Source organism: Bradyrhizobium genosp. P (assembly GCF_049949265.1).
Classification (GTDB): Bacteria; Pseudomonadota; Alphaproteobacteria; order Rhizobiales; family Xanthobacteraceae; genus Bradyrhizobium.
Genome location: NZ_CP188195.1, coordinates 7,604,320 through 7,624,948 on the forward strand (window position 1 = coordinate 7,604,320; position 20,629 = coordinate 7,624,948).

Here is a 20,629-nt window from a genome sequence, read left to right on the forward strand (position 1 = left end):
CGCCGCCCGCAACATTTTGACAGATTTTTTGCCAGCTGTTGGGGACCGAGAGGCATGTCGAAATAATTTATTTATATATATAACAAGTACTTATCTGGATAACGTGACGGAGAGAGAGGGATTCGAACCGGCAGCACGGATCTGTCAGGACTGCCTTTCGGTCCACGCCGTGGAGATCGAACCCTGTCCCGCTGCCACGCGCTGGGCGTGGCAGTCGACCGTGAGATTCCCAGTTTCCTCAAATCCCTACCGGAGATACGGCCGAATACGACCGCGCCCTGCGGGTCGCAGTCACTGAACGGAATATCCGATCTTGTCAGGTTCGGGTCCGAAAACTCCCAAGATTGACTCCGGCCACCGCCGCGCAGTGGTGACCGAACGTAGTCTCCGGCGTCAGTCTCCCGAAAACGGGAATATTCGCGATGGCAGCCGGAGACTTTCGCATATTGGCCTTGGATTTGGCAAATTCGGAAGCTTGGAGACAGTCCGCCAACTTGCAAAAGCCTGCCAATTGTGGGCCTTTTTGCCAATCCCGAGGGTAGTTTCTCCGGTGCCGCGACTGGATGGCTGGGGCGGGAGGGTACTCACCCCTAAACCGAAACGCCAAAAATGACTGCAAACGCTGCATAACTCGCAGCAACATGGTCATTGTGTAGCAGATGTGTGAATCATGTCGCAAGAGCGCCGCGAACTTGCGTCGGGCACCCAGACCAGCCGCCTGCTTGCGAAGCAACGTCCGGTACGTAGCGCCCTGGCGGCGCCAGACGGTTACGCAGAGGCTCGGGAGAAGACGTAGCCCTTTCCTGACCCTGGGGGCTTTCGGCTACCCAAGCGGCAGCTACCGGGCCAAGATCACCCGTTCCCCTCACCTTCTGCGCCCTAGTTAGCCAATTGGAGTTCACAGCCTAATTGTGGGGTGCGCGCTTGCTCTTGGGTCAGGCGGGTGTGAGCGTGCCGCGATCCATCGATCACGTCTTGGGACGGCAGTTTGGACGAGGCACGCAAGGCCCACCTGCGGTTGTTTGAACAAACATTCCGCTTCGATAAGTGGAGCGTCTGCGGGGGTTAGCGCTAGACTATGTTAGCAAGTGCATCGATATATATCCTCACTGCCGCCGAAGCGATACCGTTGGCGATGACGACGAGGTCCCACGCCCCGGGGGACATTCCGAGCGGCACTTCCACATCGCAAGAAACCGAGCCAGGGACCGCGATTCCGAGTGAGGAGAAATTAAAACTGCGCAGATATTGTACCCTCCGCGATTCGACGCCGGTGAGCTGTACAATTGGATAGTTGGTAGCCATTTGGGCGTCGTCGCCATAGCTGTTAGCCTGTGAAAAGCCGTTGAAATGGGTCCCACTCAGAGTGTAGGTCTGACCCGCCTTGAGCACCATGGGGAGCTGTGCCGAGCCGAAGTTGCTGATCGAGGGACGCGATACGGCAGGCTTAAGCTCAGCGGTGCTCGGCCGATAGAGAGCAAAGGTCGTACCATTCGTGCTGCAAAGGACCTGCCCATTCGGCAAAAGCAAAAGGCGTGAGGTCCAAGTGAAGCCACCGTTCACGTCTGGCTGATGGGTTAGAGCCACCAGCCCCGAACGCGGTCGCGCTGGATCGAACTCGTAGAATGTCGTGGGAATGTTGAAGAAGCCAGACACGTCGCCGCCGGGCGTCAGCAGCTTGTCCGAATTCATTAAAGCGTTCGCAGGCACAGCCCACTCTCCAGCGCCCACTTCCCCGAAGCCAAACGATGCACTAACGCCGCGTCGATATATACGCGGCCATCCGCCTGGTCCGTCACAGTATAGCCAACCTGACAAAAGAACCTGTCCAACGATATTCGCTCGCACTGTAGGCCGCGAACCTTCAAGTCCTGACGATGAGTGGTGAAATTGACGAGAGCCTCCCGCTCATACGCAGACTGAACATCCTCGACCTTCGGGCTTCGGTCGATCAAGTTGCATGCCGTGGTGGAGAGCAAACAAATCCAGAGAACGAGATCAGAAAGCATGTCGCGATTCCGTGCTACTTGGCTTAGGTCCTTCGCAGTTCCGATAAACTGTCAGTTGGAGTTCGCCGGAACGACCCGAACCACATGCATCATGCCGCCGTCCTCGTGTTCGAGAATATGACAATGAAAGACAAACTCCCCAACCTTATCGAAGGGAATTTGAATTACCACCGGCGTTACAATGCAACTCGGCGTATTTTTCGCTTTAAGGTTCGTCTCATCTATCGGACACGAATTTCCGCGCGGCGGATGATCTTTGTATTTTCCATCTGGGGTTAAGGAGATAAAGGGCAGCGGCACATTATCTTCCACAATTCCGGCGCTCTTATTCGCGGCGACATTAGAAAGAGCCATTTTGGGGTCGTCAGGATCGCCCACCAGAAATCGACCTTGATGAATGTGAAAGTTATACATTTCTAGGGTGAGGTTGACGATTTCCCACGTTTCTGTGACTCCTTTCGTAACGCAGACTATTTGAGCTGGATCAAATCTAGTCAAATTGATGAACGTTCCCTCCACCGACTCCCAGTCGTTGCCGTTCTTTCTAATCTCCTCATAACCGATTCCGAATATTGGATTGCCATCTTGATCGTTTCCTGCATTGTCTGCGCCATTTGGATCAATTGGCTTCGCATTTCCAAATCCAACCGGATTCCCAAAATAAAGTCGTCTTCGCTGGCCCTCTGGAAGAGGGGCACAACCTATCGAATTACGAACGGGAGGTCCCGCATTGACCGACTTTGGCTGCGCAACCATAAGCTCGCTGATCGTCGCCATATATCCGGACTGCAGCAATTCAAGCGCATTCGGATTGAATATTGGATTGCGGTCCGATGAAAAATTTATCTTAGCCAAGTTGACCGCTGGCCACAGGTCCCCTGACGGCCCCATGTTGCAGATTACATCGTCATTCTGCACTGTATTGTCGTCAGTCCTGCAGCCAACCGTTCTTAATATCGCGCCCATCGCTGGCGGTGCCGTTGTGGCAAGCCCTGACGCATCCCGCCACGTCACATAGACCTCCACCCGGGAGCTCGGCATCATGACCAGATCTGTTACACACACAGGCGTTGAATCTAGCACGATCGCTGGCGTTCTTCCATTTAGCGGGCACGGTGCCATTCTAAATCGTGCCCCACCAACCATCGTAAGTTCGTCGGCGGTGGCTCCAGCGGGGATATGAATATTGATTCCGTCAACTGCAAGCAATTGCATCAGCATCTTGGTCGGCTTCCCAGCTGGATCGCCTTTTTGGTCCCTCTTACTTGGATCGTATTGTATCAACTGAAGATCGTACGTTGCGCTGCCAGACGCGTTTTGAATACGCCATACTTCTCCATTGCCGTCGCGGAAATTCTCGGTTGGGAATTGTTGTCCATTCACGGTGAAATACCAATTCCCTCCGCTGTTTTTATGTTGCGTTCCGCTGGGGTCCGTAAAATCTGTACCCCTGCAAAAGCCCTCATGAATCACGAAGGAATTGCCGTTGGAGGAACAGAATGACGTATCTTCCTGTAATAGCGGATTACCATCTTTCATCACTTGCATGTCTTTGAGGATAAGGTGATGCGGAGCCGGAACGGTTGACTTGCAAGGTTTGTTGTCGCCGCTTTCACCGCAAGCATATACGCCCACATTCCCGACGGTGATGATACCGGCGAGTCCCGCCGTTATCTGGTTGAGTGCGATGCCGTGCAGGTGAGGATGGATCCAAAATTGGCCGGACGGATGGTTAGTCGGGAGCTGAATGCGATAGTCTACGACGCCGGTCGATACGACGTCCCCATGAGCGTGCAGAAGGCTGTACGTTCCGGGCTCGATATTCGTTTTTAGGTGATTCTTAGGGTTGAACACTGAAACGAAGATGAAGTCGCCGTAGACCGGAGTTTCAGGTGGAACGATCGAATTGGGATTTGCATCCACAAGCAGCCCGTGGGTATGGATGTTCGTCGGATTTAGGGCAAGAAGCGGATCATCGTATTTGCGTTCGAGATCGGATGAAATGCTTGGCAGCTCGTTGACCAACCGAATCTTTAGAAGATCGCCAGGCTGCAATTCAAAGCGAAACCCTCCGTAAAGACCACGTGTGCCGCTCGGACAGGAATTGCGACGAGCCGGTCGATAGCATACTTGATATACCCAGCCGGTCGGCGAAGCCTTGGGCGAGTTGAAGTTCACCGTCTGCGGTTCCGCAATCATTAGGACGCGAAGGCTTCGCCGTCGATGTTCTGCCCGATATGATCGCGCGGTTTCGACACAGCTTTCCAGGCGTGACTTTCGATCTGCGTGTGACGGTCTCGACCGTAACCAACCGGCTGATCCAAGAGGGTACGGCAGATGTCGGCGTAACACTGAGCCATTCGCCGCTGCGCGGCTTGACCGTCGAGAGAATGACCCATCGCTCCATGTACGCGGTGATGCCGAGCGGCCATCCTCTGGCCAAGCGGCGGAGCGTCTCCATGGCGGACATCGTGCCATTTCCGGTCGCGCTGCCTGAACCCAGCACCCAGCGCAACTTGATCTACGCCTGCTGCAACTCGCAGGGGCTCGTACTCGAGCCGGTGCTGTCGACCAATTCCGTGGCGGTGCTGCGCAGATTCGCGGCGGCTGAGGGCTGTATTCAATTAACCAGCGCGCACAGCAAGCGCGGTCCTATCGGGACCACCGATTTCGCGGCCGTCCCGGTCGTCGACCCCGGTTTGATCGACAATACCGTGCGTGTCGTGACCCTGAGGGGCCGAACCTTGCCGGCGGCGGCGCGAGCTTTCCTTGACCTGCTGCTGACAGAGATGGCAGAGGGAGCCATTGCGTGGGCGGGATAATGCAACCGGCATCGTGTTCCCGGTCGTTAGGCCGAGACCAAAACCAGCTTGATTTTGGAGAGTGCCTCATCGGCTCCGGTTCACCCCGCCCTCGCGGCAACCCGGTTGTGCCTTGCCAATAGTGCAACGCGTCATTCGAATTATTGTACTTGCTGCGTCGCAATATCGGCCATATCAGGTGGTGCCGGCTCTGATTTCACTTCAAACCTCCTGTCTTGCCCATTGCGCGGTTTCTCGTGCGCGGTTTCTCGTGCGTGGGTCCATATGGATCAATTGGGTCAGTGGAGCGTCGCTGCTGAGTAACTTCAGATAGTCGCGGATCTCCGCGCAAATGAGGAGAATGTCGTGCCTATCGATGTGCAGGCCGTGGACACGCGGGAGCGAATTGAGGCCGTCGAGCCGGCCGAACCGATCGAGAGCAGTCTCCATATCGAACAACTCCTTGGCAAAGTCGCAGCCGCAGCGGCGTTGGCAGGTTTGAATGATTGCCTCGCGTTTGTCGTTGACCAAAACATGCGATTGCTCGATGCCAACGATGCGGCCAATGCCAAGCTGTTCGATACGTTGTGCGCGCGCCGCCACGGGCGCGTTGTTTTCAGAGATGCGCAACTGGCTGGCAAGGTTGCACGCGCGGTCGCAGCTACAATAGCTGGTTGTTCGGGCGAGCGGTGTTGCCACGTCGACGGCGACCATCACTGGGTAATAACCTTTGGCCGGCTTCCGTCTCTTCAGGTTGCGGATCTCGTGTTCAGGGAGCCGAAAGTCCTGATTGCGATGCGGGATCTGCGAGTCTGCGGGATGGGCATGGAGGTCGACTTAAGCGCATTCACCGCGTTGTACGAGTTAACGCCGACCGAAGAGCGCCTGTGCAGGGCAATGGTCATGACGTGCGATTTGGCCGTCGCTTCCAAGCAAGTTGGAATCACCCACGGGCACGCGCGCCAGCGGCTCAAAGTAATTTTTAGGAAGACCCAGACCGTCAAACAGTCAGATCTGTGCATCTTGCTCGCTCGCTACATGAGCGCGTGTTCCATCGCCCTGGTGAGCCTGTATTCGGGATTGCAGCATTGCATCGCTCGACATCATGACTCGCTGGCAGACTTGCTCGATGGGGCCGTTTCCGCAGCGCTATGATAGCGCCGCCGACCTCGCCTCGGCCTCATCTTCAGCGGCCATGTCTGATTGCTATCCAGCGACGAGAGCCGGCAACGATTTCGTGTGTCACATTGCCTTGCGGCTTTTCCAATGGCTGCTCACTGCGCCAAGAAGAACGGCCACCGTCTGACAAATTGCCACGCGCGAGTGGATTACGATCTCAGAACTGCGCGCCAGGCGAACCTTGCTGCTTCATCCGCGCCCTCACCCACCAACCGATCGTAAGGCCCAGGATCAATCCTCCATAAATTCCCGCAGCGCAGAGGATTGCTCCCCCCGCCAGGAGACCGATGAGCGCACCAGACCCCGCGCCAATGCCCCAGATCAAGACAGGCTTGAACTCTTTGCTTGGCATTGCGTTTAGCATCCCATCTCGGCCGACAAGTGTTTGTGACGTTTGATCACGAAAGATCGTGGACACGTCGAGCTGGCCAAGCACATGGCGTCACTTCGAGGGAACGGGGTCGGCACCGCCGACAGTCGACATACGTGAATGCGACGTGCCGATGATGTCATTGGATCACGCCCTGCCTTCGACCGTCGATGACAAGAGTTAATCATCGACGGCATCGCCGATTCCTCTCGTCCACCAACCGATACCAATGCCGAGCGTCATCGCGCATATGGTTGCAGCCGCAAGAGAGACCTTTCCGGACAAAAGAAATCCAACCACGGCCCCGAATACCGCCCCAGCTGCGATGACGAAGATGGCTTCGGGCCGTTCCTCATGTTCCCGCATTTCCGTTCGGGCGTCTGCGACGGCGGGAGTTTTGCAATGTACCGTCATCATCGCATCCCTTCTAGAGTTTGCATTTCAAAAAACCGATGCGCGCTTCGCGACCTCGTACCGCAGAGTCTCTATTTGGACGCTGCAGTGACAGTTCGCAGAGTCAGCTCCAGCGCGGACGCGTTGGACGCCTAGCGGCTGATCACATTGCGAATTCCAGCTGAGGCGTCACAATCGTGCCTCGCCCTCATTAGTACAGCCTGGAGAAAGTGCCGGACCTCCCAAACGGGAGCCAAAAATGACGGGGCACCCGAACGCGGGACAGTGATGGCGACGCCGGCATGCAATGACGGCGGGGACCGCGGACGAGTGCCTCCGGCGAGCGACACATTATCGGGCGCGAGGGATTGAAGATCCTGTGCGCGGGAAAACGAAATTATCACCCGGTCGATGGCGTGTCCTCTGTGCCAAGCTGCGACCACTCCTACCGGAATGGCGATTGTGACCGAGATGACGAGGCTCATCGCAAGCAGTGAGAACGTCGGTCCCACTCGCTGACCTATCATTTGCACAACCGGCTGATTGGCAAAAATCGACCTGCCAAGATCTCCATTCGCAAGCTGCCATATCCAAAAGCCGAACCGGATGTCTCGCCGCCCCCGGGTTTAAGGGAATGAGCCTGTTCCCGAGAACACTGGTCTCCAACCCCCGGGGCGAAGCAAGGTGCGGCCGAACCAGCGCTCGGCGGTCGGCCGCACCAGCGGCGCAACGCCCTCACCGCTTACCAGCGCGATCCGGTCGTCCCAGGCGGCTGCGAACGGCGCCGGCGCGTCGGCCCGGGCGGCGATGATGCACAGGCTCAGTAGACGATCAGCATGCCGCCCCGCGAGACCAAATCCGGTCATGCCTCCCTGAGACACCCCGACGAAATGCGCCCGCGAAACCGCGAGCGCATCGAGAACTGCGATGTTGTCCGCCACCAGATCGTCCATGGCATAGGGCGCGGGCGGCGCGTCTTCAGGCCGCGCTCGAACTTCTCGCCCCGTGGTCTCGTCTCGCTCATTGTCATCGTCTCCTTTTTCCACGCGCCTTATGCCGGCTGCATTTCGGCCAGCGGTTCGTTCCAGGCGTCGTAGCCATAGACCCAATCCGGATCGGTGCGGTTCTTCAACCATGTGTTGGTGCGCGAGCTGAGCTGGACGCGCGAGGTACGCGGCTTGCGCGTCGCCTCGAAGCGGCGGAACGCGTCGGCCACGCCGTCGCGATCGACACTCGTCAGGCAACGCGAGAGCACGGCCGCGTCCTCGATCGCCATCGCGGCGCCCTGCGCCATGTAGGGCGTCATGGGATGGCAGGCATCGCCGAGCAACGTGACGTTGCCCTCGCTCCAGCACGGCAACGGATCGCGATCGACCAGGGCCCATTTGTGCACCGACGGACAGGCCTCCAGCAGCCGGCGCACCTGCGGATGGAAATTTGCGAACGCCGCGCGCAGTTCGCGCACGTCGCCCATCGCCGACCAGGATTCCACCGTGAAACCCGGCTCCGGCTGGCTGGTGACGAAGTAGACCTCGCTGCGATCCGGCTTGACATAGTAGATCACGATGTGACGATCCGGTCCCCACCATTTGGTGCAGTCGTCGATCTCATAGCCATTGAGAAGAGAGGCCGGAAACACCGTGCGGTAGGCGATGCGGCCGGTGACATTCGGCTCAACGTGGCCGAACATTGCGTCCTTGACGAAGGAATGGACGCCGTCCGACGCCACCACCGCGTCCACCGAGGTCTTGCTGCCGTTCGCAAACGTCAGGTCGACGCCGCGATCCGCGCGCTGCGCGATACCTACAAGCTTGTGATCGAGGTGGACGATGTCCGCAGGCACGGCGCTGGCGAGCGCAGAATGTAGATCACCGCGGTGGCCGAGAAGATACGGCGCGCCGTAGCGGTCTTCGGCAGACGGGCCGAACACCATGTCGAAGCGCACCGCGCCGGTATCGAACTCCTTGTTGTTCCACGAGCGGGGATAGAACGCTTCGCGCCGCAGGACTGGCTCTAGCCCCCACGCACGCATCACCGTCATCGCGTTACACCCGATCTGGATGCCGGCGCCGAGCCGGGCAAATCGCGTCGCCTGTTCATAGACCTGCACATCCACGCCGGCGCGGGTGAGCGCCGCGGCAGTCGCAAGGCCACCCATGCCGGCCCCGATCACAGCCACCGAAAGTTTGCTCATTGTCACACCTCGTCGCTCCAGCGCCGGTTTCGGCCAACCTCTGGCATTTGTTGCCAAGAGCGGCTGGTCGCCGCAAACGAGTAATGCTGACGGGATGTGAGATATCCTGACAGGATGACCGACGGCGTCAGTTCTGGCGGTCACCGCCTGTGAGTTCAGTTCACGCTCCCCGAGCTTTAGTCGTTTGCGCTTGCGGCTATCGCACTCCACTCTCCCTGGCAAATCCGTGCGGCCGCCTTCGCCTTCCGGCAGGTGCAAGATCGGATGGCTATCGGCTGGGAGGAGACGGAAGCATCATGACCGTCATTGCGAACCACAGCGCGATCGGCACATCAAGCCCCACGGTGCCGTGGTTTGGCCGGCTCTATGTCCAGGTGCTGCTCGGCATCGCCCTCGGCTCATTGATCGGATACCTCTGGCCGGATGTCGGCACGGCGCTCAAACCGCTGGGCGATGCGCTGATCAAGATGATCAAGATGGCGATCGCTCCCATCATTTTCCTGACAGTGGTCCACGGCATCGCCAGCCTCGGCGACATGCGCAAGGCCGGCCGCATCGGCCTCAAGGCGCTGATCTACTTCGAGGCGACCACGACCATCGCGCTCATCCTCGGATTGATCGTGATCAACCTGACGCAGCCGGGCGTCGGAATGCATGTCTCTCTCGCCTCGCTCGATTCCAAGCTCGTCGCCAGCTATGTCACCCAGTCGCACGACCAGTCAGTCGTCGGCTTCCTGATGAACATCATTCCCTCGACCGTCGGCGGCGCGTTCACCAGCGGGGACACGCTGCAGGTGCTGTTCTTCGCAATTCTGTTCGGTATCGCGCTGCAGCGTTTCGGCGAGAGGGGAAAACCGGTGCTCGACCTGATCGAGCAGCTCTCGAAGATCTTCTTCATCCTGATCGGGATGATCATGCAGGTAGCACCGATCGGTGCGTTCGGCGCGATCGCATTCACGATCGGCAAATACGGCGCCGGCACGATCGTGTCGCTGTCACACTTCATGCTCACCTTTTATGTGACCTGCCTGTTGTTCATATTCATCGGGCTCGGCGTCGTGGCACGGCTGGCCGGTTTCAGTATCCTCAAGCTGATCCGCTATCTGCGTGAAGAATTGCTGCTTGTGTTCGGCCTCTCCGGCTCGGAATCGGTCATGCCCCGTTTCATGACCAAGATGACTTTGGCGGGTTGCTCGGAATCCACCGTCGGCCTCGTGATACCAACCGGCTATACTTTCAATCTGGACGGCACCTGCATCTATCTCACCATGGCGGCGGTGTTTCTCGCGCAGGCAACTGATACGCCGTTAACGGTCGCCCACCAGATCGTGCTGGTCGTGGTCTGTCTGCTGACGTCGAAGGGCGCCGCCGCGATCCCGGGCAGCGGCTTCATCGTGCTGGCCGCGACACTCGACTCGATCGGCCATGTGCCGGTCGCCAGCATCGCGCTCCTGCTTGGCATCGACCGCTTCATGTCCGAAGCGCGGGCGCTCACCAACTTCATCGGCACGGCCGTCGCGACGGTGGTGATCTCCAAATGGGAGGGCGAACTGGACAGCCGGCAGCTTGCCCACATCCTCGACAACCCTGATGCGGTCAAGCTATCCTTCTGAGCTGAGGAGATCGCCTACGCATGAGAAAACTGCCACCGCTCAACGCGGTGAGAACGTTCGAGGCCGCCGCGCGCCACGTCAGCTTCACCAAGGCGGCGGATGAACTCCATGTCACCCACGGCGCCGTCAGTCGCCAGGTCGCGCTGCTGGAAGACTGGTTCGGCGTGAAGCTGTTCCGCCGCGCGCCGTCCCAGCTCACCCTCACCGCCGCCGGGAAAATCTACTACCGCGAGGTCACAGCCATCCTGGACCGGTTGGCGTTGGCCTCCATGGACATGAAGCAGTACGGCGCACCGTCCGTGCTGCGGATCAGCGCACCGCCGACCTTCACCATGCGCTGGCTGATCCCGCGCATCTCGACGTTCCAACGCATCCGCGCCAACGTCGAACTGCGGTTGACCACCTCGATCGGCCCGCTCAACGTCCACGACACGAGTTTCGATGTGGCAATCCGCGGCAATGTCGGCGAGCCACTGGGCTGGACTTCGCAATACTTCATGACTGAACTGATCGCGCCGGTCTGCCATGTCGACCTGCTGTCGCGCGGCAAGCTGAAGATACCAGAGGATCTGCGACAACACACCCTGATCACCTACCTCACCGAACCTTACGGCTGGAGCCAATGGCTCGACCAGACCGGCCACGAGATGGCCGCCGAGCAGGAGACGCTGCGTTTCGAACAGATGTTCTTCGCCCTGCAGGCAACGCAGGAACGCATGGGCATCGGCCTGTTCCCGCTGTTCCTCGTGATCGACGAGCTGATGGCCGGGCAGCTATGCCTGCCATTTGGCGATCTCGGCCTGCGCAAGCGCGAGTACCGTTCATTCTACCAGGCCGAGAACGAAAGCTCGTCCGTCATCGTCGACTTCACCGCGTGGCTTGCCGACGCCGGGCGCGAGACCGAACAATTCATGCAGAATTGGGCCAGCTCGATGGGTTGGGGGTTCTGATATCTCTCTCGTCACGTCTGCGGCCGGTTCTGGTCATACAGCACCCGCACGCGGATAGTGCCGTGAACCGCCCTCAGCTCGGCCAGCAGGTCCTCGCCCTCGCCGCCGACAACGTCGGTCTCGAGCACGACATAGCCGACTTCCGGATCGGTCTGCAGATATTGCGCCACGATATTGATCCCGTGCCGGGAGACCGCGTCGTTGACCTGGCGCATCACGCCGGGAACGTTGCGGTGGACATGGATGAAACGGGTGCCGGTCGGCCGCGCCGGCAACTGCACCTGCGGGAAATTGACCGTGCCGAAGGTCGAGCCGACATCGGAATAATCGATCAGCTTGCGGGCGACCTCGCCTCCGATGCGATCTTGCGCTTCTTCCGTCGAACCACCGACATGCGGCGTGAGGATTACGTTGGACAAGCCTTGCAACGGCGAGACAAAGCGATCATCGTTCGACGTTGGTTCGACCGGAAATACGTCGACCGCAGCACCTGCCAGCCGGCCCTCACGCAAGGCGCCTGCCAGCGCATCGAGATCGACCACCGTGCCGCGTGAATTATTGATCAGATAGGCCTCCGGCTTCATCAGCAGAATCTGGGCCGCGCCAATCATGTTGGCGGTGGCCGGCGTCTCCGGCACATGCAGTGAAACGACATCGCTGACTGCGAGCAACTCATCCAGCGTCTCGACCGGCTCGGTATTGCCGTGACGCAATTTGTCGGTCTGATCGAAATAGATCACGCGCATGCCCATGGCTTCCGCGAGATTCGATAATTGCGAACCGATGTTGCCGTAGCCGACGATGCCCAACGTCTTGCCGCGCACCTCGCGGCTGCCCTCGGCGGACTTGTCCCAGCCGCCAGCATGAGCCGAGGTCGAACGTGGGAATATCCGGCGAAACAGCATCACTATCTCGGCGATGGTCAGTTCGGCCACGCTGCGGGTGTTGGAGTATGGCGCGTTGAACACCGGAATTCCGAGGCGTCGCGCGGCATCAAGATCGACCTGGTTGGTACCGACGGAAAAGCAGCCAACCACCATCAGCCGGTCAGCGGCCTCCAAGATCTCCGCAGTCAACTGTGTCCGCGAGCGGATTCCCAGCATATGGACGCCGGAAAGCGCCTCTTTGAGCTCTCCAGGTGCCAGCGCCTTGGGCAGGCGTTGCAGCTCGGTATAGCCATTGGCTTGGAACATCCGTACTGCGGAATCGTTCACGCCCTCCAGCAGCAGGACGCGTATCTTGGTTTTGGGAAGAGATAACATCGTCGAGATTCGCCTTCGTTGTTGCTGAGTTCGCTCTCGCGAGAGCTACCATGCGCGGTTTCTATCAGCCACGTGATAATGAAGAGAGCCATTTCGCTCAGGGCAAGGCCGGCCCTTTGCCCATATCAACTCTTCGACGGTATCTTCCCGTGCGAGACGTCGGGCGTGCCGCGGAACAGTGACATATGCGTGTGCGTCGCGGCCCAGGGATCGCCGACCTTGGCGCGGGTGAAGGCAACGGTGGCGCGACCCTTGCGGTCGAAGGGTTTGCCGTCAGGATGATAACCGGTCGAATCCCATACCGCGAGCCCGACCGCAAACAGCCTGTCCGGCGAGACCAGCGCCTTTGCATCGTCGAGCCGCCAGACGAAACCGTCGATGGTGGGCCAGACGTTGCGCCATTGATTGCTTTCGGCGAGCTCGCGCCCGATCATGAAGTCGGTGAAGGTGCCGAAGGCGACAAAATCCTCGGCAAAGAGATGGCGTGCCGCGGCAAAATCGACCGAGCGCACATGCTCTGCGAGTTCGCCAAACCAGACCTTGACGGCGGCAAGATCCTCAGGCGAGGCTTGCGGCAGGCTCATGGGACATCCTCGCTATCCGTCGTCGGTGGCACTATTCTACACAAGGAATAGCCGCCCTGAAAGACGGCGGACTCGTGTCGGATAGGCGTCGCAAGGGATGCTCGCGCGCCTCGCTCATCAAAAGGATCGTCATGTCCGTCGACACCCAGGCCGCCACTGACCGCCTCATGCGCTTCCTCGCTGTCGAGGGTGTGACTGGAAAGGAGGCAGCGATAGGGCGCGAGCTCACCGAGGCGCTGAAAGAAAGCGGCGTGCCGGCGGCCGCGATCCGCCTCGACGACGCGAACACGCGGATTCCTGTGCCGACCGAAACCGGCAACCTCATTATCGATCTGCCCGGCCGTGGCGCGATGCACAACCAGCCGCGCATCATGTTCATGACCCACATGGACACCGTCCCGCTGTGTGCCGGAGCCAAGCCGAAGCTTGCCGGCCGGAAGATCGTCAACGATGCGAAGACCGCGCTCGGCGGCGACAACCGCGCCGGCTGCGGCGTTCTCGTCACACTGGCCGCCGAGCTTGCGAAGCAGAAGCTCGATCATCCGCCAATCACGCTGTTGTTCTGCGTGCGGGAGGAAAGCGGGCTATGGGGCGCGCGCCACGTCAAGACCGCGGAGCTTGGCTCCCCGGTCATGGCCTTCAACTACGACGGCGGCTCAGCCTCCAACGTCACCATCGGCGCCGTCGGCGCGGATCGCTGGCAGGTCGAGATTTTTGGCCGTGCCTCGCATGCCGGCGTCGCGCCGGAGCGCGGGATCAGCTCGACCATGATCCTCGCGCTTGCGCTCGCCGACGTGAGGGCTGGTGGCTGGTTCGGCAAGGTCGTCAAAGGCAAGCGAAAGGGTACCAGCAATGTCGGCCCCGTCACCGGCGGCGACGGCCGGCCGGCCGGAGATGCCACCAACGTCGTTACCGATTATGTGAAGGTGCATGGCGAAAGCCGCAGCCACGACCGGACCTTCTTCCGAGAGATCACCAGGGCCTACAAGGCGGCGTTCGCGAAGGCTGCAAAGCGCGTCAAGAACAGCGATGGCAAATCAGGCCGCGTCAAGTTCAAGGCCGAGACCGACTACTATCCGTTCCGCATGAAGGACAGCCTGCCCGCGGTCAAGCGCGCGGTCGCGGCGGTGTCCGGCATTGGAGGAACGCCAATCATCCGCTCCGCGAATGGCGGGCTCGACGCCAACTGGATGGTCCGTCACGGTGTTCCGACCGTCACCTTCGGCGCAGGGCAGAACGACGTGCACACGATCGACGAGTGGATCAATCTGGACGAGTACGACCGGGCGTGTGCGCTTGCGGTGCAGCTCGCGACGATGCGGTGAGGCTAGCCTCCGAGGTCGCCGCGGATAGCCGCAAGCGTCAGCTGCTCGAACTCCGCTTCGGTCAGTTGCCGCGGATTGGAGCCTGCGGTCGGATCCTTCACCGCGTCGGCCGCGATCGCCTTCGCATTGGCTTCCTTGACGCCGAGCCCCGCGAGCGTATGCGGCACGCCGAGCCTTTTCCGAAACGCAAGTATCCAATTGAGGACCGCATCGAAATCGCGGCCCGGCAGATCGAGCGCGCGGGCGACGTGTGGAATCTTGTCGGCGATCGCCGTCCTGTTGCAGACCAGAACATACGGAAAGACCACGCCGTTGGTGAGGCCGTGATGGGTATCGTAACGCGCACCGACCGGATGGGAGACCGAATGGATCGCGCCCAGCCCCTTCTGAAACGCCGTGGCCCCCATCGAAGCCGCCGCAAACATGTAGGCGCGGGCTTCGAGATCCCGGCCATTCTCGACGGCACGCGGCAGGTAGGTGTCGATAATCCTGAGTCCCTCTAGCGCGATACCGTCGGCGAGCGGATGAAACGCCTGTACACAATACGCCTCGAAGCAGTGGGCGAGCGCGTCCATTCCGGTCGCCATCGTCAGGAACGGCGGAAGGCCGACGGCAAGTTCAGGATCCTCGATGGCAATCCTTGGCATCATCAGGGGGTGAAAGATGATTTTCTTCTCGTGGGTATCTTCGCGGGTGATCACACCCGCCCGGCCGACTTCCGAGCCGGTCCCGGCGGTGGTCGGCACCGCGATGATCGGGGCGATACCGTCAGTGTTGGCCCGGGTCCACCAATCGCCGACGTCCTCGAAATCCCACACCGGGCGGGACTGCGCCACCATGAATGCCACGCACTTGCCGACATCCAGCGCCGATCCGCCACCCACCGCGATAACACCGTCATGGCCGCCGGCCTTGAAGGCGGCAACACCGGCGTTCAAGTTCGATTCGGTGGGATTACCCTTCACGTCCGAGAAGACGCTGATCGGAATTCCGGCATCGCGAACGCGCCGGACAATGCCGGCGATCAGATCGTTCTCCGCAAGGCCCCGGTCAGTCACCAGCAACGGCCTCGCGATGCCGTTGGCCCGGCACGCGTCGGGAAGGTCGGCAATGCGCCCGGGGCCCGTGACGATACGTGTCGGAAAATTCCAGGCCCCGGTGATTTGAACTGCCATATCGTGCTCTCAGTGTTCGATGCGAAGGTGAAACGATTTGAGGCCAAGGCCTGCTTCAGATGATCTCGAAATAGCGCGCGAGTTCCCAGTCGGTGATCGCTTTGCGGAATTCGCGCTCCTCCCAGTGCCGGGTCATGGCATAGTGATCGACGAAGACATCGCCGAACAGATTGCGGGCGGCCGACGACCCGACCAGCCGGTCGGCGGCTTCTGCCAGCGTGCGCGGCAGAGCGCGCGCAGCCGGATGCGTCACGTCATAGGCATTCCCCGTGATGGGCTCGCTGGGTTCGATCCTGTTCTCGATCCCCCATAGGCCAGAACCAAGCGCCGCAGCGATTGCAACATACGGATTGATGTCGGCGGCAGCGATCCGGTACTCGACGCGCTGGCTCGACGGGGAACCTGGAATGACACGCAGCGCGCAGGTCCGGTTTTCGATTCCCCAGGTGGCGTCGGTCGGTGCCCAGAAGCCCGGGATTAGGCGCGAGTAGCTGTTCACGGTGGAGGCCACCATCGCCAGCAATTCGGGCATCAGGGCCTGCTGGCCGCCGACGAACCAGCGCATGGTGTCCGACATGTTGCCCGGCCGTCCATCCTGGTGAAACACCGGCTTGCCTTCGGCATCGCGCAGCGAAAAGTGCAGATGGCCGGACTGCCCCGGATAGGCATTCGACCACTTGGCCATGAAAGTCATCATCTTGCCGCGGCGCTGCGCCCAGACCTTGGCGAACGTCTTGAACAGCACCGCGCGGTCGGCGGCGGCGAGCGCATCCGTATAATGGATCGCCGCCTCCAGAACGCCCGGTCCGGTTTCGGTATGAAGCCCCTCAATCGGTATATCCATGTCGTCGCAAAGCTTGAGCAGCGACTTGTAAAATTCCGACTCGACCGAGGCCCGCAGCATCGAATAGCCGAACCAGCCCGGCGTCAGGTTCTTCAGGTCGCGATAGCCCTTTTCCCTGATACTGTGCGGCGTTTCGTCGAACACGAAGAATTCGAACTCGGCCGCGACGGTCGCGGCAAGCCCCATCGCGGCAGCACGCTCGATGACGCGGCCGAGCAGGCGCCGCGGACACAGATCGGCGGCGGTGCCCTCGAACTCGCCGAGGAAGAACAGCATATTGTCTTCGTCCGGAAGATCGCGGCAGGTCGCCGGATCAATGCGTGCGGTCGCATCGGGAAATGCGGTGTGCCAGCCGGTGAACGCGGACTTGTCGTAGAGCTGGTCGGCGGAATCCCAGCCAAAGATGACGTCGCAGAATTTGAAACCCTGCTCCAGCGCGTTGAAGAATTTATCGCGCACCAGGTATTTTCCGCGAATGACTCCGTCGAGGTCCACCACCCCGAGCTTGACGTGGGACAGGCCACGCGCCTCGACCAGCGAGCGGGCATCTGCGGCAGTTTTTACGCTTCTCGAATCCATGGGCTGCGGGTCTCTTTGGGCTGGACGATGATCAGGCCGGACAAACCTCGCGCAGGACTTCGTCGCAAGCGGCGACGAAGATGTCCGCATGGTCCTTGGTGAAACAAAGCGGGGGACGGATCCTCAGCGTATTACCGAAGAGCCCGGCCGCTCCCGTGAGAATACCTCGATGACGCAGCCGGTCAATGAGCTGGCTCCGGCACCGAGCGCTTGGCGGCCCGCCGAACGCGCCTGAGCCGACTCCCTGGGCGATCTTGCGTCAGGACGGAGGCCGCCCGCACTCGCAGCTCACGACCGCGATCACCACTTCAAGGCGGCCGTGCGCACGGGGGCATCCCAGAGCGAAGTCGTCTCGGTGTCGAGCAGGCTGACGGTGAGCGAGCAGCCGGCCATATCCAGCGACGTGACGAAGCTGCCGACCAGCGAGCGGGCGATGCGTAAGCCGCGCTTCTCCAGCATCCGGCGCGCCGCATTGTACATCAGATAGAGCTCGATCATCGGCGTCCCACCAAATCCGTTGACGAGTAGCAGAGCCTCGGTTCCGGCCCGTGCGTCGAGATCATCAGCGATGGCCGTCGTCATCTCGGAGGCGATCGCATCGGCCCGCTCCAGCTTGACCCGACGACGTCCCGGCTCGCCGTGGATGCCGACCCCCATCTCCATCTCGTCCTCGGCGAGCACAAAGGTCGGCGTGCCTGCCGCCGGGACCGTGCAACTCGTCAGCGCTACCCCCATCGAGCGTGTTCGCGCGTTGACGCGCTCGCCGAGCGCAACGCAGGCCGCGAGATCGGCGCCGTTCTCGGCTGCTGCTCCGACGATCTTCTCGACGATCAAGGTCCCGGCCACGCCGCGGCGCCCGATGGTATAGCTCGAGTTTTCGACCGCGACGTCATCATCGGTCATGATGGTGGCGGTACGGCCCTCAGCGATCTCCGTCGCCATTTCGAAGTTCATGCGGTCTCCCGCATAGTTCTTCACGATGAACAGGACGCCGGCCTCGCCCGCGACCGCCTGCGCCGCCTCGACGATCTGATCCGGCGTCGGCGAGGTGAACACCTGTCCGGGACAGGCGGCGTCGAGCATGCCATAGCCAACGAAGCCGGCATGCAGCGGCTCATGCCCGCTGCCGCCGCCCGATATGAGCGCGACCTTCTTCGGACTCAGCTCACGGCGCCGCACGAATTTCCGCTCCGCGCCGAGCGTGACGAGATCGGCATGCGCGGCTGCAAAGCCGTCGAGGCTCTCTGCGAGCACGCCGTCGACCGAATTGATGAACTTCTTCATTGTTTCCTCCCGATCCTCTTTTTCTGACCTCACGCTTACTTTTCTCGCATGATGGCGATCAAGCGTCGTGTGAATTCCTGGAGCAGCGCATCGAGTTCGTTGTTCCGCTTCGCGCTGCCGAGATCGGGCAAGTGCAGCGTCAAGGTCCGCTCGTGCGATCCTTCGCTCAGCCGGCCGATCCGGCGCGGATGCGCGCGGGCATAGGCACGCAGGAAGGCGCTCTTCGCCTGCGGCGGGAAGTGGCAGACATCGAAGATCGTATTGAGATGCTGCACAGGTATCGGCACCGGATAGGCGGGATTGCTGATCTGGCTGACAAAGCTGCGGTTCTTGCCCATGGCGTGCGCAAGACGAAGTCGCATGCCTGACGGACGGCTCTCCAGCACCTCCTTGAAGATGCGCTTGTAGACCGCAACAGCGCCGGCTTCGGCGGGTTCATCGGTCGCCGTGTCAGCCAAGGCTGCCTCCGCTGCTCAGCCGGTCGATCGTCTGCTTGATCTGCGCGAGCGCCGATGCGTTCACGGAAAGCTCGCGCAGGCCACAATTCAGCAATGCCGGAAGACAGTCCGGATCGCCGGCCATGTCGCCGCACAGGCTGACGCTGGTCCCTGTGCGCCGCCCGTGCTCCGCAGTCCTCGCAATCAGTTCCAGCACGGCCGGATGCAGCGGATCCATCAGGGACGCGAGAGCTCCATTGGAGCGATCGCAGGCAAGCACATATTGCGCAAGATCGTTCGAGCCGATCGAGAAGAACGCGGCCTTGAAGCTCTTGATTGCGAGGGCCGCCGCCGGGACTTCGACCATGATTCCCAAGTCGGGAAGCATCGCGGCAACACCGTCCGCCTGCAAGCGCTGCACGACGCCGGCGAACAGCTTCCGCCCCGCCTCCAGCTCGTCCGCCGACGTAACCATCGGAAACATGACCTTGAGGTTTCCATGCACCGCGGCCCGCGCCAGTGCGCGGAGCTGAACGGCAAATATCTCGGGCCGGGCCAGGCAAAGCCGCAAGCCGCGAACCCCGAGGAAGGGATTGGCCTCGCCATCCGGAGTAAAGCCGGCCACCGGCTTGTCGCCGCCCGCGTCAAACGTCCGGATGGTGACCGGGCGCCGGTCGGCCCAACGCAACACCGCATCGTAGGCCTGGAATTGCGTCTCCTCGTCGGGCAGACCGCCACGCTCGGTCAGCAGGAACTCGGTGCGCATCAGGCCGATGCCGTCGGCATATTGCGCATCTGCGTGATCGAGATCGCCGACGCGCTGGATGTTGATGAGCAGCTTGATCCGCTCGCCGCGCCACGATGCCGTCGGCCGTCGCAGGATCGCGCGCGCAGATGCCCTGCTCTTGCGATGGCTCTCGTGCCGCTTCTCGAACAGGCGGACCTGCTCCGCGCTGGGATCGAGTTCGAGCGTCGCCCCCTCGCCGTCGAGGAGTGCCGTTGTCCCGGCATCCGGAATTGTGCCGAGTTGCACGACCATGGGGATGCCGCGCGCGCGTGCCAGCATCGCGACATGGCTCGTGGGGCTGCCGCCCAACAGCGCCAGGCCGCCGCCGGACCAGTCGATCTCCAGGAATCGCGAGGGCGGCAGATCCTCGGCGCAGACGATGGCACCGCTCGGAATGGTCGGAGCGTGGCCCACGCCTCCCCGCAGAATGTTGATGACGCGGTCGCGCAGGTCCGCAAGATCCGAGGAGCGTGCCTTTAAATATTCATCCGGCGCCGAATTGTAATCTGCGATCTGCGCGTCGAGCGCCGAACGCCACGCGACGTCGGCCGGATCGCCGTCGCCGATCGACGCGAAGATCGCCTCGACGAGGTCCTCATCCTCCAGCAGCGCGACCTGGAATTCGAGAATCTGCGCGGCTTCGCCGCCGGCGATTCCGGCCAAATCCGCGATCTGCCCGCTTGCCGTGTCGATCGCAGCACGAAGCGCAAGCGCTTCCTCAGCCAAATTGCCCGCGACACGCTCGCCTTTCGTGCCGGCATCGATCCGCACGAATGGACCACGGGCAAAGCCGATCGAGGCGGTCCTGCCGCGATAGGCCAATCCTGCAGCACCGCCCTGCAT

Annotated in this window: 17 protein-coding genes; 5 read left to right on the forward strand and 12 right to left on the reverse strand. The window is 60.9% G+C overall.

All coding sequences use genetic code 11. From position 1 onward, the window contains the following. Positions 1-1,071: 1,071 nt before the first annotated feature. On the reverse strand, positions 1,072-1,692 hold the full coding sequence (locus ACP2YO_RS36485; RefSeq protein ID WP_426435905.1) for a hypothetical protein: 621 nt from the start codon (positions 1,690-1,692) through the stop codon (positions 1,072-1,074). Between the two features lie 368 nt (positions 1,693-2,060). Continuing rightward, complete coding sequence (locus ACP2YO_RS36490; protein ID WP_426435906.1) at positions 2,061-4,187, reverse strand: multicopper oxidase domain-containing protein; 2,127 nt, start codon at positions 4,185-4,187, stop codon at positions 2,061-2,063. A gap of 59 nt (positions 4,188-4,246) precedes the next feature. On the opposite strand from ACP2YO_RS36490, the gene ACP2YO_RS36495 reads away from it, so the two are divergent. Then, positions 4,247-4,831 carry a LysR substrate-binding domain-containing protein gene (locus tag ACP2YO_RS36495; protein WP_426435907.1) on the forward strand — a complete coding sequence of 195 codons (585 nt, stop codon included), beginning with the start codon at positions 4,247-4,249 and terminating at the stop codon, positions 4,829-4,831. A 345-nt stretch (positions 4,832-5,176) separates the two neighbouring features. Then, complete coding sequence (locus ACP2YO_RS36500) at positions 5,177-5,965, forward strand: helix-turn-helix transcriptional regulator (protein WP_426435908.1); 789 nt, start codon at positions 5,177-5,179, stop codon at positions 5,963-5,965. Positions 5,966-6,539: 574 nt separating this feature from the next. Here ACP2YO_RS36500 and ACP2YO_RS36505 read toward each other — a convergent pair. From ACP2YO_RS36505 to ACP2YO_RS36515, 3 genes are all read right to left on the reverse strand, one after another. Beyond that, entirely contained in the window at positions 6,540-6,776 is a 237-nt protein-coding gene (locus tag ACP2YO_RS36505; protein WP_426435909.1) for a hypothetical protein, read from the reverse strand. Positions 6,777-7,378: 602 nt separating this feature from the next. Beyond that, positions 7,379-7,705, reverse strand: coding sequence for an alpha/beta fold hydrolase (locus ACP2YO_RS36510; protein WP_426435910.1), 327 nt, complete (start codon positions 7,703-7,705; stop codon positions 7,379-7,381). A 98-nt stretch (positions 7,706-7,803) separates the two neighbouring features. Beyond that, complete coding sequence (locus ACP2YO_RS36515; RefSeq protein ID WP_426435911.1) at positions 7,804-8,946, reverse strand: FAD-dependent monooxygenase; 1,143 nt, start codon at positions 8,944-8,946, stop codon at positions 7,804-7,806. Positions 8,947-9,242: 296 nt separating this feature from the next. Between ACP2YO_RS36515 and ACP2YO_RS36520 the strand changes: the two genes are divergently transcribed. Then, positions 9,243-10,559: a dicarboxylate/amino acid:cation symporter gene (locus tag ACP2YO_RS36520; RefSeq protein WP_426435912.1), complete on the forward strand. Its 1,317-nt coding sequence runs from the start codon at positions 9,243-9,245 to the stop codon at positions 10,557-10,559. 20 nt (positions 10,560-10,579) lie between these two features. Next, positions 10,580-11,509, forward strand: a complete 930-nt coding sequence (locus tag ACP2YO_RS36525; RefSeq protein ID WP_426435913.1) for a LysR substrate-binding domain-containing protein — start codon at positions 10,580-10,582, stop codon at positions 11,507-11,509. Between the two features lie 11 nt (positions 11,510-11,520). Here ACP2YO_RS36525 and serA read toward each other — a convergent pair whose 3' ends face one another. Continuing rightward, entirely contained in the window at positions 11,521-12,771 is a 1,251-nt protein-coding gene (serA, locus tag ACP2YO_RS36530; RefSeq protein ID WP_426435914.1) for a phosphoglycerate dehydrogenase, read from the reverse strand. A gap of 125 nt (positions 12,772-12,896) precedes the next feature. Next, positions 12,897-13,355 carry a YybH family protein gene (locus ACP2YO_RS36535; protein WP_426435915.1) on the reverse strand — a complete coding sequence of 153 codons (459 nt, stop codon included), beginning with the start codon at positions 13,353-13,355 and terminating at the stop codon, positions 12,897-12,899. 131 nt (positions 13,356-13,486) lie between these two features. Here ACP2YO_RS36535 and ACP2YO_RS36540 point away from each other — a divergent pair, with 131 nt between their 5' ends. Continuing rightward, a complete protein-coding gene (locus ACP2YO_RS36540; RefSeq protein WP_426435916.1) occupies positions 13,487-14,680 on the forward strand; it encodes a M20/M25/M40 family metallo-hydrolase in 1,194 nt (397 codons plus the stop codon). Positions 14,681-14,682: 2 nt separating this feature from the next. Here the strand turns inward: ACP2YO_RS36540 and ACP2YO_RS36545 are convergent, their stop codons facing one another. The 5 genes from ACP2YO_RS36545 to ptsP all read right to left on the reverse strand — a co-directional run bounded on the left by ACP2YO_RS36545 (position 14,683) and on the right by ptsP (position 20,629). Further along, positions 14,683-15,855, reverse strand: coding sequence for an iron-containing alcohol dehydrogenase (locus ACP2YO_RS36545; protein WP_426435917.1), 1,173 nt, complete (start codon positions 15,853-15,855; stop codon positions 14,683-14,685). Between the two features lie 55 nt (positions 15,856-15,910). Further along, positions 15,911-17,278, reverse strand: coding sequence for a glutamine synthetase family protein (locus ACP2YO_RS36550; RefSeq protein ID WP_426435918.1), 1,368 nt, complete (start codon positions 17,276-17,278; stop codon positions 15,911-15,913). A gap of 300 nt (positions 17,279-17,578) precedes the next feature. Continuing rightward, the gene (dhaK, locus tag ACP2YO_RS36555) at positions 17,579-18,562 is read right to left on the reverse strand and encodes a dihydroxyacetone kinase subunit DhaK (RefSeq protein WP_426435919.1); all 984 of its coding nucleotides are present in this window, start codon (positions 18,560-18,562) and stop codon (positions 17,579-17,581) included. A gap of 35 nt (positions 18,563-18,597) precedes the next feature. Then, a complete protein-coding gene (locus tag ACP2YO_RS36560; RefSeq protein ID WP_426435920.1) occupies positions 18,598-19,020 on the reverse strand; it encodes a hypothetical protein in 423 nt (140 codons plus the stop codon). Then, the gene (gene ptsP, locus ACP2YO_RS36565) at positions 19,013-20,629 is read right to left on the reverse strand and encodes a phosphoenolpyruvate--protein phosphotransferase (protein ID WP_426435921.1); all 1,617 of its coding nucleotides are present in this window, start codon (positions 20,627-20,629) and stop codon (positions 19,013-19,015) included. Before ptsP ends, ACP2YO_RS36560 begins: the two co-directional genes overlap by 8 nt.